A 13,990-nucleotide genomic window follows, 5' to 3' on the forward strand; every position below is an offset into this window, starting at 1 on the left:
TTCAGCATCCCGGCGGTGGCGACCCGGCCCTGCGGGGGCGTCGTCGGGAGCGGGGCGGTATCATCACCGGCCAGGGATTTCCCATCGCTCGCACAGGACTCAGACACGTGGCCGTCAATCAGGAACAGCTGGACAGGATCAAATCGGGCCAGGGCTTCATCGCAGCGCTCGACCAGAGCGGCGGCAGCACGCCCAAGGCGCTGAAGCTCTACGGCATCGAAGAAACCGAGTACGCGAACGACGCGGAAATGTTCGGTCTCGTCCACGCGATGCGTACCCGCATCGTCACCAGCCCCGCCTTCACCGGTGAACGCGTGTTCGGCGCGATCCTGTTCGAGCGCACGCTCGACGACCAGTTCGAAGGCCAGGGCGCTGCCGAATACCTGTGGAAGACCAAGGGCGTCGTGCCGTTCCTGAAGATCGACAAGGGCCTGGAAGACGAGGCGAACGGCGTGCAGCTGCTCAAGCCGATCCCGGGCCTGTCGGACCTGCTGGCGCGCGCCAAGGCCAAGGGCGTGTTCGGCACCAAGGAACGCTCGGTCATCAAGCAGAACAACGCCGCCGGCATCGCCGCGGTGCTCGACCAGCAGTTCGAACTCGGCCAGCAGGTGCTCGACGCCGGCCTGGTGCCGATCATCGAACCGGAAGTCGACATCAACTCCGCCGACAAGGCCGACATCGAGACCACGCTGAAGCAGGGCCTGCTCGAGCGCCTCGACAAGGTGGCGCCGTCGACGCCGGTGATCCTCAAGCTCACGCTGCCGGAAGTCGACGGTTTCTTCCAGGAACTGGTCGAACACCCGAGCGTGCTGAAGGTCGTCGCGCTGTCGGGCGGTTACGCCCGCGACGACGCGAATGCGCGTCTGGCAAAGAACCCGGGCGTCGTCGCCAGCTTCAGCCGCGCGCTGACCGAAGGCCTGAGCGCGAAGCAGAGCGATGACGAGTTCAACGCGTCGCTCGACAAGGCGATCGCGTCGATCCATCAGGCTTCCGTGGCCTGAGTTCCACCCGGTTGTCACGCCCCGGCACACGCCGGGGCCTGGCGGCTTGCAGTCGCCGCGGACAGGCGACGTCGCCTGGCGTCGCCAGGACGACGCACGGACATGTCGACGTGCCTCGCCTGAGCGGTCCCGCACTCAGCGCATCGGTGCTGTCGCCACGTCTTCGGCCCGCGCATCCGCGCCGCCGCCGAAGACCTTGTACAGCGTGACCCGGTTGCTGGCCTCGGTCAGGCGCAACGCGATCAGTTCCTGCCGCGCCGCGTACAGCGTGCGCTGCGCGTCGAGCGCGTCGAGATAGCTGTCGACTCCGTTGCGATAGCGCGCGTCGGCCAGGGTGTAGCTGCGCTCGCTGGCATCCACCAGCGCACGCTGGGCGTCGAGCTGTTCGTCGAGCTGCTCGCGGGCAGCAAGGGTATCGGCGACTTCGGCGAACGCGGTCTGGATCGCGTGCTCGTAGCCGGCAATGTCGATGTCCTTCTGCAGTGTGGCGACGTCGAGTTCGGCGCGCAGCGCGCCGGCGTTGAAGATCGGCAGGCGGATCGTCGGCATGAACGACCAGGTGCGGTTGCCGCCGTCGAACAGGTTCGACAGCTGGTCGCTGCCGCGGCCGGTCGAGGCCGTGAGCGAGATGGACGGAAAGAAGGCCGCACGCGCAGCGCCGATGCTGGCGTTGGCCGCCTGCAACGTGAACTCGGCGGCGCGCACGTCGGGCCGCTGCAGCAACACGCGTGAATCGACGGCGCCCGGCAATAGCGCCAGTGCGATGCCGGCATCCAGCGCAGTGGTGCCCGGCAGCAGCGCGTCCTCGACCGGCGCGCCGACGACCAGCGCCAGCGCGTTGCGCGATTGCGCGAGCTGTGTCGTGAAGCCGGCCACATCGACGCGTGCGCGCTCCACGCTGGTCTGCACCTGGGCGAGATCGAGGCCCGAGGCGACGCCCTGATCGCGCAGGTGCGTGGTCAGGCGCAGGGTTTCGCGCTGGCTCTCCAGCGTCTGCTGCGCGAGGGCGAGACGTTGCTGGTCGGCCGACACGGTCAGCCAGGTCGCGGCGACTTCGGACACCAGACTCAGGCGCGTATCGCGCTGCGCCTGCTCGGTCGACAGGTACGTTGCCAGCGCCTGGTCTTCGAGGCTGCGGATGCGGCCGAACAGATCCAGCTCCCACGCGCTGAAACCCACCTCGACCGATGCACTGCGGCCCACGCCGGCAGCCCCGACAGGACTCACTGCGGCGCTGCTGCGCGCCCGCGTTTCGCTGGCGGTGACGCCGACGCTCGGCAGCAGGTCGGCGCGGCGGATGCGGTACTGCGCACGTGCCTGCTCGATGTTGAGCATCGCCACGCGCAGATCGCGGTTCTCGGCCAGTGCCCGCGCGACGACCTGCTGCAGGCGCGGATCGAGGAACACGTCCTCCCACGCGAGGCCGGCGACGACCGGTGCCTCGGCCGGGTCGATGGCTGCATCGCCGAATGTCGCCGGCACCGGTGCGGCCGGGGATTCGTAGCGCGGCGCGAGGCTCGCGCAGCCGGCGAGGCTCGCCGCGCAGGCGATTGCCAGCGCCAGCCGCGGCAGGGCAGGACGGATCATCGGATCACCTCGTCGGCAGGCAGGGCATCGGGCGCCGCGGCTTTGGCTTTGTCGCGACCGGGAAACAGGCTGCGCATGATCACGTAGAACAGCGGCACGAAGAAGATGCCCAGCAGCGTCGACACCAGGGTGCCGCCAAGCACGCCGGTGCCCAGCGAATGGCGGCCGCCGGAGCCGGCGCCGCTGCTGATCACCATCGGGAACACGCCGAGCATGAAGGCCAGCGAGGTCATCAGGATTGGGCGCAGACGCATGCGTGCGGCCTGCAGCGTCGCGTCGATCAGCGACTGGCCCTTGTCTTCCAGCTCCTTGGCGAACTCGACGATCAGGATGCCGTTCTTCGCCGTCAGCCCCATGACCGCGAGCATGCCGACCTGGAAGTAGATGTCGTTCGACAACCCGCGCATCCACGTCGCCGCGAGTGCACCGACGATGCCGACCGGCACCGCCAGCATCACCGACATCGGGATCGACCAGCTTTCGTACAGCGCCGCCAGACACAGGAACACGAACACCAGCGACAGCGCGTACAGCATCCAGGTCTGGCTGCCGGCCGCCTGCTCCTGGTAGGACAGGTCCGACCACGCATAACCGACTTCGCCTTCGAGGCCATCGACGAGCTCGGCGATCGCCGCCATCGCATCGCCCGAACTGGTGCCCGGCGCGGCGTTGCCGGTGATCTCCATTGCCTCGACCCCGTTGAACCGGTCGAGCACCTGCGGCGCGAACGCCCACTGCGCGCTGGAGAACGCCGAGAACGGCACCATGCCGCCGTCGGCATTGCGCACGAACCAGCGGTTGATGTCCTCGGGCAGCATGCGGGCGTAGGCCTCGCCCTGCACGTAGACGCGCTTGACCCGGTTGTTGTTGAGGAAGTCGTTGACGTAGCTGCCGCCCATCACCGTGGCCAACGTGCTGTTGATGTCGCCCGCCGACAGGCCCAGTGCACCGGCCCGGTCGTCATCGATCTCCACGCGATAGTTCGGCGCGTCCTCGAGGCCGTTGTAGCGCACGCTGGTGATGCGGCCATCGCTGTTGGCGATCTCAAGCAGTCGATCGCGGGCTTCGGCGAGGGCCTGGTGACCGTTGCCGCCGACGTCCTGCAACTGCAGGGTGAAACCGGAACCGGTGCCCAGGCCGCTGATCGGCGGCGGCGAGATCGCGATCACCTGTGCATCGCGCAGCGAGCCCATCATCGCGCCGGTGATGCGGTTGGCGACTTCGTCAGCCGTCGCGTCACGCTCGCCCCAGTCCTTGAGCCGGATGAAGCCCATCGCCGAGTTCTGGCTGCTGCCGGCGAAGCTGAAACCGGCGATGGTCATCACGCCGTCGACTTCGGGCTGGTCGACGATGAACTGCGTCGCCGCGTCGATCGCCAGCTGCGTGCGCTGCTGGGTGGCCCCCGACGGCGCATTGATCATCACCATCAACATGCCCTGGTCTTCCTGCGGCAGGAAAGAGCCGGGCAGGCGCCAGAACAGCAGGCCCATCACGCCGATCAGCAGTACGTAGACGATGACGCCCGGGCCGCGGCGCGCGGTGAGCTTTCCGACGCCACGCCCGTAGGCATCCGCGCCGCGGTCGAACTTGGTGTTGAACCAGGCAAAGAAGCGGCCGAGCACGCCCTTGTGCGAGGGATGGCCGCCCTGTTCGATCGGCTTGAGCAGGCTCGCGCACAGCGCGGGGCTCAGGGTCAGCGCGACCAGCAGCGACAGGATCATCGCCGAGGCGATGGTGATCGAGAACTGGCGGTAGATCTCGCCGGTCGCGCCGCCGAAGAACGCCATCGGCAGGAACACCGCGGTCAGCACCGTGGTGATGCCGATCAGCGCGCCGGTGATCTGGCCCATCGACTTGTGCGTCGCCTCGCGCGGGCTCAGGCCTTCTTCGGACATCACGCGCTCGACGTTCTCCACGACGACGATCGCATCGTCGACCAGCAGGCCGATCGCCAGCACCATCGCGAACATCGTCAGCGTGTTGATCGAGTAGCCCATCACCGCGAGCACGCCGAAGGTGCCCATCAGCACCACCGGCACCGCGATCACCGGAATCAGCGTCGCGCGCCAGTTCTGCAGGAACAGGTACATCACCAGCACGACCAGCACGATCGCCTCGAGCAGGGTCTTGACCACTTCCTTGATCGAGATCTGCACGAACGGCGTGGTGTCGTACGCGATCTGGAACTCCAGCCCCGCCGGAAAATACGGCGCCAGCGCTTCGAGTTCGGCAGCGACCGCTTCCGCGACCGCGAGCGCATTCGCGCCGGTGGCGAGTTCCAGTCCCATGCCGGAGGCCGGCCGCCCGTTGAACTGCGCGGTCGATGCATAGGACTCGGCGCCGAGTTCGACCCGCGCGACATCACGCAGGTACACGGTCGCGCCGCTGACGTCGGAGCGCAGCGTGATCGCGCCGAATTCCTCGACCGTGCGCAGCTTGCTGCGCGAGGTCACGGTGGCGTTGAGCTGCTGGCCCTCGATTGCCGGCAGTGCGCCGAGTGCACCGGACGACACGTCGGCGTTCTGCGTCGAGATAGCCGCGGCGATGTCGGACGGCATCATCGCGTAGTGGCGCATCTTCTCCGGGTCCAGCCAGATGCGCATCGCGTACTGCGCGCCGAACACGTTGGCGCCGCCGATGCCGCTGATGCGGCTGATCGGGTCCTGCAGGTTCGACACCATGTAATCGCTGATGTCGGTGGCATCCATGCTGCCGTCGTTCGAGGTAAAGGCCAGCACCATGAACATGCTGCCGCTGGCCGATTTGTTGACGGTCACGCCGTTGGCGGTGACGACATCGGGCAGCATCGGCTCGGCCTGCGCGACGCGGTTCTGCACCTGCACCTGCGCGGTGTCGGGATCGGTGCCCGAATCGAAGGTCAGCGTCACCGACGCACTGCCGGCCGAGCTGCTGCTCGACGCCATGTACAGCAGGTTGTCGAGCCCGGTCATCTGCTGCTCGAGGATCTGGGTGACCGAGTTCTGCACGGTCTCAGCCGAGGCGCCGGTGTAGTTCGCGCTGACGGTGATCGATGGCGGTGCGATGTCGGGGTACTGCTCCAGCGGCAGCGTGGTGATGGCGAGCATGCCCGCGAGCGTGATCACGATCGAGATCACCCACGCGAAGATGGGCCGGTCGATGAAGAAGCGTGCCATGACGTGCCTCAGCCGGCCGCGGCGTCAGCGCCCGGCGCCGCGTCGGCGGCATCCGGCGATGGCGTAGCGGGCGTCGGCGCATCCGGCGTTGGCGCAGCCGCAGCGCCGCTCGCGACATCGGCGGTGCGCACGTCCATGCCCGGCCGCACGCGCGCGCCGCCTTCGACGATCACGCGATCGCCGACCGCCAGACCGTCGTGGACCACCCAGCGGTCGCCGACCGCGTCACCGGTGCGCAGCGCACGCTGCTCGACCTTGCCTTCGGCATCCACCACCAGCGCCTGCGCCTCGCCCTTGGCGTTGCGCGTGACCGCCTGCTGCGGCACCAGGATCGCCTGTTCGTCGACGGCCATTGCCAGCACCGCGCGCACGTACATGCCGGGCAGCAGCACCTGGTCGGGATTGGGCACGACCGCACGCAGGCGCACCGCGCCGGTGGCTTCGTCGACGCGGGCATCGACGACTTCGAGCGTGCCGGTCTGCGGATGCGTGCTGCCGTCCTCCAGCACCACGCGCACCTCGGCCTTGCCGTCGACTGCCTGCAGTTGGCCGGCATCGAGGCGGCGCCGCAGCTGCAGCAGCTGCGCGCTGGACTGGGTGAGGTCGACATAGATCGGATCGAGCTGCTGGATCGTCGCCAGCACGTCCGCCTGGCCGGCGCTGACCAGCGCGCCGGGCGTGTAGCTCGACGTGCCGATGCGTCCGCTGATCGGCGCGGTGATGCGGGTGTAGTCGAGATTGATGCGCGCGGTCTGCAGTGCGGCGCGCGCGGCCAGCACCGCGGCCTCGCCTTGGCGCAGCATCGCCGTCGCATCATCGCCTTCCTGCCGGCTGATCGCATCCAGCGCCACCAGTGCCTCGAACCGTTCGGCCTTGGGCCGCGCCGACTGCACCGTGGCTTCCGCCTGGGCCAGATCGCCGCGCGCCGCATCGAATGCGGCCTGGTAGGTCGCCGGATCGATCTCGTACAGCACCTGACCGGCCTCGACCGTCTGGCCCTCGGTGAACAGCCGCGTGCGCAGGATGCCGCCGACCTGCGGACGCACGTCCGAGGTCATGTGCGCGACCGTGCGGCCCGACAGCGTCTGGTCCACCGACATCCGCTCCGCCGCGACCGTGTGCACGCCGACCTCAGGCGGCGGCGGTGCCTGCGGCGCCTCGGAGGAGCAGGCGGCGACGAGCAGCGCGAGCATGCCGGCGAGGGGCAGGCGGTACGACGGAGACGACAGGGAACGGCAGGCGGCGGGGGACATGCACAGGCTCACGGTGTATCGGAAGCTCGGCATCCTGCGGCGCGAATGTGCAGCAAATTTGGAGATTGCCCGCGCACCCTTGCGTTTGCCGCGGGCCACACGGCTAATGGGCGTCCCGTCGAATCACCTGCACGCAGACCCCGTCATCCGATGATCCGCCCCGGCCTCACCGCCAAGCTGTTCCTCGCGATCCTCGCCGCCTGCGCGGTGGTGGTGGTGGTCAACGGCGTGGCGGGCCAGCTCTTCCTGCGCACGACCTTCGTCAACTATCTGGCCGAGCAGGATGCGATCCGAATGGCCGAACTCGAGCCGCGCATCACGGCTGCCTATGCGCGCACCGGCAACTGGGATCTGATCCGCGAGAACCGCGATGCCTGGGTCACGCTGCTGCAGACCGGTCATGTGCCCGGTCGGCCCGCGGATGTGCCCGCCGTGTCCGACCAGACCGGCGGCGTGTTCCGCTTCGCGTTGCTGGACCGCGACTACAGCGTGGTCATCGGCAATCCTGCCGCCGGCCGCGCGGATGTGCAGCAGCCGATCGTCGTCGATGGCGAGACTGTCGGCTGGATGGCGATGCTGTCGTTCGAGCAGGTGCTGAGCAGCGCCGAGTCGCGCTTCTTCGCCGCACAACTGCGCGCCTGGTGGCTGATCGGCGTCGCCTCGGTGCTGGTCGCCGCGCTACTGGGCTGGCTGCTGTCGCGCACGCTGCTGCGGCGCCTGCGGGGGATCGCCGGCGCGACGCATCGCCTGGCCGCCGGCGATTACGCGACGCGCATCGATCCCGGCGCGTCCGACGAACTCGGCCAGCTCGCGCGCGATTTCAACCAGCTCGCGCATGCGCTGGAACACAACGAGCGCGCGCGCCGCGGTTTCATGGCCGACATCTCGCACGAACTGCGCACGCCACTGGCGGTGCTGCGCGCCGAACTCGAAGCGCTGCAGGACGGCATCCGGCCGCTGACGCCCGCATCGCTGGCCGCATTGCACCAGCAGGTCGGTCAGCTCGGTCAGCTGATCCAGGACCTGCACGACCTGTCGCTGACCGATGTCGGCGCGCTGGCCTACCGGCGTGCGCCGATCGATCTGGCCGTGGTGCTCGACACCGCGCTCGACGCAATGCGTGCACGCTTCGAAGCGGCCGGGCTGACGCTGCGCACGCAGCGCGCATCGGGCCCGCTGACGATCAACGGTGACGAACGCCGGCTGCAGCAGTTGCTGGCGAACCTGCTCGAGAACGCGTTGCGCTACACCGATGCCGGCGGCGAAGTGGTGGTCGCATGCACGCGCGTCGACGACGTGCTGCGCATCGTCATCGAAGACAGTGCACCCGGTGTCGACGCCGACAAGCGCGCACGCCTGTTCGAGCGCTTCTACCGCGTGGACGCCTCGCGCAACCGCGCCAGCGGCGGCAGCGGTCTGGGTCTGGCGATCTGCCGCAACATCGTCGAGGCCCACGCGGGCACGATCGATGCGGATGCATCGCCGCTCGGTGGCCTGCGGATCGTGCTGACGCTGCCGGCGCTGGCCGAGTGATGGAACGCCCAAACGGCCATGTGCTGATCGTCGAAGACGAACCGCGACTGGCCGCCGTGCTGGGCGAGTATCTGCACGCCGCCGGCTACACCCATCACTGGATCGCCGACGGCGCACAGGCACTCGATGCCGTCCATGCACAGTCGCCGGATCTGGTGCTGCTCGACGTGATGCTGCCCAACCGTGACGGCATGACGATCTGTCGTGATCTGCGCGCGGTCAGCGCCGTGCCGGTGATCATGGTCACCGCGCGCGCCGAGGAGATCGACCGGCTGCTGGGGCTGGAAATCGGCGCCGACGATTACATCTGCAAACCCTTCAGTCCGCGCGAAGTGATCGCGCGCGTGCACGCAGTGCTGAGACGCCACCGTCAGGTGCCGGGCGATGGACCGGTGTCGGGCCTGCAGATCGACGAGGCCGCGTGCCGCGCCACCGTCGACGGCCGCGCGCTGGATCTCACCCAGGTCGAGTTCCGCCTGCTGCGCACGCTGGCCGCATCGCCCGGGCGCGTGTACTCGCGCGAGCAACTGATGGACCGTCTGTACGCCGACCACCGCATCGTCACCGACCGCACCGTCGACAGCCACGTCAAGAACCTGCGCCGCAAGCTCGGCGACGTGGGTGGCGAGGACTGGGTGCGTTCGGTCTACGGCGTCGGCTACCGCTTCGAACTCCCGCCGGTGTGAGCGCATGGACGTCACGCCCATCTGCGAAGGTGCAGGCGTGGCAGATCCGTAAGCAGCACGCCGACTCCATTCTTCCCACATGGAATCACCCGATGAAATCCGCACTTGTACTGCTCGCCCTCGTTCCGGGTCTCGCCTTCGCGCAGGCGCGCGACGCGCGTACCGGACCGCCCGCGCAGCCGCCCGGCTGGTCGCTCGGCGTCGCCATCGCCGCGGCCGACAGTCCCTATGTCGGCGAAGGCGCACGCGTGCTGCCGTTCCCGACGTTCTCCTACGAGGGCGAGCGCCTGTTCCTGCGTGGCATCGCCGGCGGCATCCATCTGGTCGACACCGGCGCGTTCCAGCTCGACGGGCTCGTGTCCGCGCGTCTCGATGGTTTCGACATCGATGATCTCAGTGCATCCGGCCTCGCCGGCAACGGCCTCGATGCGCGTCTGCTCGACGATCGCGACCACGGGCTCGATGCGGGCATCGGCGCCTCGTGGTCGGGCAGCTTCGGTCGCGTGCGCGTGCATGCACTGGCCGATGTCACCGATACCAGCGGCGGTCACGAATTCGGCGTCGAGTACACCTACATGCTGCGCTCCGGCGCGTGGACCATCCTGCCCAGTGCCGGCGTGCGCTGGATGTCGGAAGACCTGACCGGCTACTACTTCGGCACGCTGGATTCCGAAGTCGCCCGCGGCGTTCCGCGCTACACGCCCGGCTCGGCGGTCGTGCCGTCGATCAGCGTCGCTGCGACGCGTCCGCTCGGCGAGCGCTGGAGCTTCATCGGTGGCGTCAGCTACCGCGTGCTGCCCGACGAACTGTCGGACAGCCCGCTGCTGGAACGCGATGCCGATGGCATTCCCTCATTGTTCGGAGGCGTCAGCTACCGCTTCTGATGCGGATGCGTCGCCGGCAATGGCGCCGTGCCGAGGGCGCGCGGGCCGGCGCCTCAGCCCTGCGACTTGCCGACGAACGCCTCGAAGACCGCCAGCGTTTCGGGACTGACGTGGTGTTCGATGCCCTCGGCATCGCGGCGGGCGATGTCGGGCGGCACGCCGAGCGCAACCAGGAAGGCTTCGACGGTCTGGTGGCGCGCGCGGCTGGCGCGGGCGAGGGTTTCGCCGGCGTCGGTCAGGAACGCGCCGCGGTAGGGCTTCTGCAGCACCAGGCCGTCGCGCACCAGACGCTGCAGCATGCGGGCGACGGTCGGCTGGGCCACGCCGAGGCGCTCGGCGATGTCGACCTGGCGTGCTTCGCCACCATCGGCGATGAGGTCGGAGATCAGCTCGACATAGTCCTCCACCAGCTCGGCCCGGCGCGCCTCACGCACCTGGCGGAAGCTCTCGACCTGCACGCCGGCTTCCAGCAGGGGCGCGGGCTGGCCGGGTTTCGGTTTGTCGGGAAAGACTCTGGCCATGCGGCGCCGGTTCCGGCCTTGCGTTCGATGACGCCCATTGTCGCCAATTGCAGCGGAACGCACGCCGGAATTGCAGCATCTACTCATCTATAGAGCGTTATGCACACAATATAGCAATAGCTATACTAGGTGGCCTTCCGTACCGAGGCCCGCCATGTCGACTCGCCGTCGTCCCCTCCCGCCCGGCACTGCCGCGCCATTGCGTCCCCGCCTGCATCGGCGGGGTCCGGCACTCGCGGCCCTGTCGTTCGCCGTGTCGGTGGGTGCCGCCGGTGCGGTGGAACGCAAGGCGGTCGAACTGGACCGCGTGCAGGTGGTGAGTACCGCCACACGCAGCGAACGCCTGCTGTCGGATGTGCCCATCCGCACCGAAGTGCTGCGTCGCGAGGACATCGCCCTGCGTGCGGCGACGGACTTCTCGCGTGTCGCCGAGCTGATCACCGGTCTGCGCGTGGAAAGCAACTGCCAGACCTGCAACACCTCCGAAGTGCAGCTGCTCGGTCTGGGCGGCGCGTACAACCAGCTGCTGTTCGACGGGGCACCGCTGCTGTCCACGCTCGGCGGGGTCTACGGGCTGGAGCAGATCCCGGCCGCGCTCATCGACCGTGTCGAAGTGGTCAAGGGCGGCGGCTCGTCGCTGTACGGGCCCGGCGCGGTGGCTGGCGTGGTGAACCTGATTCCGCAGCAGCCCGTGCGCAACGGCGGCTTCGTGCAGGCCGGGACCGAGGTGCAGCGCGGCACGCCGGCGTGGAGTGTCGATGGGCGCGGCGACCGGGTCTCGGACGATGGCCGCGCCGGGCTGTCGGTGGTCGGGCAGTGGTCGACCAGCGACGCCATCGACTTCAACGGCGACGGCTACAGCGAGATCGTCGACAAGGACCAGCGCGTCGCCGGTGCGCAGGGCTGGTACGCGCCCGACGACACGACCACGCTGCGCGCGAACTATCTGTTCACCCACGAGACGCGCCGCGGCGGCAACCGCCTCGACCAGCCCGAGTGGCTGGCCAACATCGCCGAGTCGCTGGACACCGACTATCACCGCGGCGGCCTGTACTGGGACCAGCGGCTGGGCACGGATGCGGATTTCACGCTGGGCTATGCGTTCGCCTTCATCCGCCGCGCGAGCTTCTACGGCGGTCTGGGCGAGGTCGTCACCGATCCGTCGGATCCCGCCTTCGATCCGGCCGAACTCGATCCCGACGTGCCCGGCAGCGCTTCCGCAACATCGTTCGACCAGTACGGCTATACCGAAAATCCGCTGCACTACCTCGACAGCCAGTTCAACCTGCGCCGCGGCGCACATGCGTGGGCGTTCGGGCTGCAGTACACGCGCGAATCGGTGCGCGACGACCAGCGCAATGCGGCCGGCGAGACGCTGCTGCGCGGCGCGCGCGAGCGTTTCAGCAATCTCGGCGTGTTCGTGCAGGACGAATGGGCGGTCGGCGAGGCGGTCGATCTCGTGCTCGGCGCGCGCGTGGACAAGCACTCCGCATTGCGCGATGCCATCGTTTCGCCGCGTGCTGCACTGGCCTGGCAGGCCAGCGATGCGTGGAAATTCCGCGCCGGTGTCTCCACCGGCTTCCGCGCGCCCGAGGTCTTCAGCGAGGACCTGCACGTGGACACGCTGGGCGCCGCACCCATCCGTATCCGCAACGCCGACGGCCTGGTCGAGGAGCGCGCCACCACGACCATGCTGGGCCTTGACTGGCGACCGGGTGACGGTCGCCTGATCTGGGACGCGACCGCCTCGCTGACCACGCTGCGCGACAGCTTCGTGCTCAGCGAACTGCGCGAGGACGCCGACGGCCTGTTCCAGCTGCGCGAGAATGCTGACGGCGCGCAGGTCGCCGGGTTCGAAACCAATCTCGGCTGGCAGGCCAGCGATGCCCTGCGGCTGACCACCGGCGTCGCCTGGTACCGCTCGCGCTTCGATACGGCGCAGACCGTGTACGACGACGTCGAGGACGGCGGCGATACCGTCATCGCCCTCCGCGACTACCTCAAGACGCCACGCTGGAGCGGACAGGCGCAGCTGGCGTGGTCGCCGTCGCCGCTGCTCGATGCCTACGTCGGCGTGAAGTACACCGGCGCGATGTGGGCGCTCCGCCACAACGCCGCCAGCCTCCGGCGCACGCCGACGTTCTGGGTGGTCGATGCTGGCACCACCTGGCATCTGGGGCGGGGCGATCACCATTGGGATCTCGCTTTCGGCGTGCGCAACCTGTTCGACCAGCGCCAGCAGGATCTGGAAACCGGCGCCGGTCGCGACAGCGATTACGTCTACGGTCCGCGCTTCGCGCGTTCGGTCTATGCCAGTGCGCGCTTCAACTTCTGAGCGGCATCACGCGTGTGCCCGGCAGTCGCGTCCGCGCCCGGTCTGGCATGCCTGCCTGCTGGCAGCGCTGACGCTGTTGCCGGCGTCTGCGCTGGCGGGCGAACACGCAGCGCCCGATCCATCCCTGCGCCCGGCCATCTCCGATGCGCTGGTCCGTCCCGAAGGCGCACGCTTCGTGCCCGATCGCTGGACGCACGAACCGGAGATCGTCGCGCTGTACTTCGGCGCCGACTGGTGCGCGCCCTGCCATGCCTTCGTGCCCACACTGCGCGAGGTCCGCGACACGCTGCGCGCCGCCGGCGCCGATACCGAGGTCGTCTACGTCAGCCTCGATGCGCGCGAATCGGACATGCGCCGGTACATGCGCCTGCAGGCGATGCCATGGCCGGCCATCGACCATCGCCGACTGCGCGCGCTGCCCGCGATCCGTGCGCTCGGCGGCATCGCGCCGCCCAACCTGGTGCTGGTCGATCGCGACGGGCGCGTGCTGGCAAGCGCCTGGCGCGGCCGACAGCGTACGGGGCTGCAGGCGGTGCTGCAGCAATGGAGCGAACAGGTCGCGCCTGCGCAGACGCACAGAGGGCCGGAACCGTCGTTGCCGGCATCGGCAGGCGCGGATGCTGTGCGTGATGCAGGCAGCGTCGGCAACGAAGCGTCGTTGCCGTCCACAACCGTGACTGCAGGTTTCTGACGCCACGGGCGGTCGGCGCACCTCCACGCGCCTCTGTGTGACCGCCTCCACATGTGCGCGCGTCGATGTCGTCGAAGACGTCGTGCCGAATCACATTGCCGACAGCCGTGTATGCGGCAAGATGGCGCGCGTGATTGCAGACGCCGCCGAAACGGACGGCAGCGACGTGCGGCGCGTGCAGACGCCATGCGTCGTACATCCGGAGGTCCGTTCCAGGCATCCCGTTTAGAGATCGAATGCCGGTCGCATCGCCCACGAGCGTCAGCACGTCCGTCGCTTGCCTTTGGCGATGGCGAGGCTGCAGCCCGGGAGTCGGAATGGCCGCAGAGCGCTATAGAGCGGTC

The 13,990-nt window shown here is 68.8% G+C and carries 10 protein-coding genes; 6 read left to right on the forward strand and 4 right to left on the reverse strand.

The features are described from left to right. Window positions 1-107: 107 nt before the first annotated feature. Entirely contained in the window at window positions 108-1,001 is an 894-nt protein-coding gene (locus AC3A4E_RS02730) for a fructose bisphosphate aldolase (protein WP_487630040.1), read from the forward strand. A gap of 135 nt (window positions 1,002-1,136) precedes the next feature. Here AC3A4E_RS02730 and AC3A4E_RS02735 read toward each other — a convergent pair whose 3' ends face one another. Genes AC3A4E_RS02735 through AC3A4E_RS02745 form a run of 3 tightly spaced genes read right to left on the reverse strand, consistent with a single transcriptional unit; the run spans window position 1,137 to window position 6,936 of the window. Further along, window positions 1,137-2,588 carry an efflux transporter outer membrane subunit gene (locus AC3A4E_RS02735; RefSeq protein WP_487630041.1) on the reverse strand — a complete coding sequence of 484 codons (1,452 nt, stop codon included), beginning with the start codon at window positions 2,586-2,588 and terminating at the stop codon, window positions 1,137-1,139. Beyond that, window positions 2,585-5,743 carry an efflux RND transporter permease subunit gene (locus tag AC3A4E_RS02740; protein ID WP_487630042.1) on the reverse strand — a complete coding sequence of 1,053 codons (3,159 nt, stop codon included), beginning with the start codon at window positions 5,741-5,743 and terminating at the stop codon, window positions 2,585-2,587. The genes AC3A4E_RS02735 and AC3A4E_RS02740 overlap by 4 nt, the downstream gene beginning before the upstream one ends. Window positions 5,744-5,751: 8 nt before the next feature. After that, on the reverse strand, window positions 5,752-6,936 hold the full coding sequence (locus AC3A4E_RS02745; RefSeq protein WP_487631997.1) for an efflux RND transporter periplasmic adaptor subunit: 1,185 nt from the start codon (window positions 6,934-6,936) through the stop codon (window positions 5,752-5,754). A gap of 213 nt (window positions 6,937-7,149) precedes the next feature. Here AC3A4E_RS02745 and baeS point away from each other — a divergent pair, with 213 nt between their 5' ends. From baeS to AC3A4E_RS02760, 3 genes are all read left to right on the forward strand, one after another. Continuing rightward, window positions 7,150-8,529: a sensor histidine kinase efflux regulator BaeS gene (baeS, locus tag AC3A4E_RS02750; protein ID WP_487631998.1), complete on the forward strand. Its 1,380-nt coding sequence runs from the start codon at window positions 7,150-7,152 to the stop codon at window positions 8,527-8,529. Continuing rightward, a complete protein-coding gene (locus AC3A4E_RS02755) occupies window positions 8,529-9,215 on the forward strand; it encodes a response regulator (RefSeq protein ID WP_487631999.1) in 687 nt (228 codons plus the stop codon). The genes baeS and AC3A4E_RS02755 overlap by 1 nt, the downstream gene beginning before the upstream one ends. 92 nt (window positions 9,216-9,307) lie before the next feature. After that, window positions 9,308-10,099 carry a MipA/OmpV family protein gene (locus AC3A4E_RS02760; RefSeq protein ID WP_487630043.1) on the forward strand — a complete coding sequence of 264 codons (792 nt, stop codon included), beginning with the start codon at window positions 9,308-9,310 and terminating at the stop codon, window positions 10,097-10,099. Window positions 10,100-10,152: 53 nt separating this feature from the next. On the opposite strand, the gene mntR is transcribed toward AC3A4E_RS02760, so the two are convergent. Continuing rightward, window positions 10,153-10,620, reverse strand: a complete 468-nt coding sequence (gene mntR, locus AC3A4E_RS02765) for a manganese-binding transcriptional regulator MntR (protein WP_487630044.1) — start codon at window positions 10,618-10,620, stop codon at window positions 10,153-10,155. Window positions 10,621-10,774: 154 nt separating this feature from the next. Between mntR and AC3A4E_RS02770 the strand changes: the two genes are divergently transcribed. Together AC3A4E_RS02770 and AC3A4E_RS02775 are read left to right on the forward strand one after the other, a co-directional pair. Next, window positions 10,775-12,955: a TonB-dependent receptor plug domain-containing protein gene (locus AC3A4E_RS02770; RefSeq protein WP_487630045.1), complete on the forward strand. Its 2,181-nt coding sequence runs from the start codon at window positions 10,775-10,777 to the stop codon at window positions 12,953-12,955. Then, the gene (locus AC3A4E_RS02775) at window positions 12,936-13,646 is read left to right on the forward strand and encodes a thioredoxin-like domain-containing protein (RefSeq protein ID WP_487630046.1); all 711 of its coding nucleotides are present in this window, start codon (window positions 12,936-12,938) and stop codon (window positions 13,644-13,646) included. The genes AC3A4E_RS02770 and AC3A4E_RS02775 overlap by 20 nt, the downstream gene beginning before the upstream one ends. Window positions 13,647-13,990 lie beyond the last annotated feature (344 nt).

The sequence above is a fragment of the Luteimonas sp. Soil_N_1 genome, from assembly GCF_057656255.1.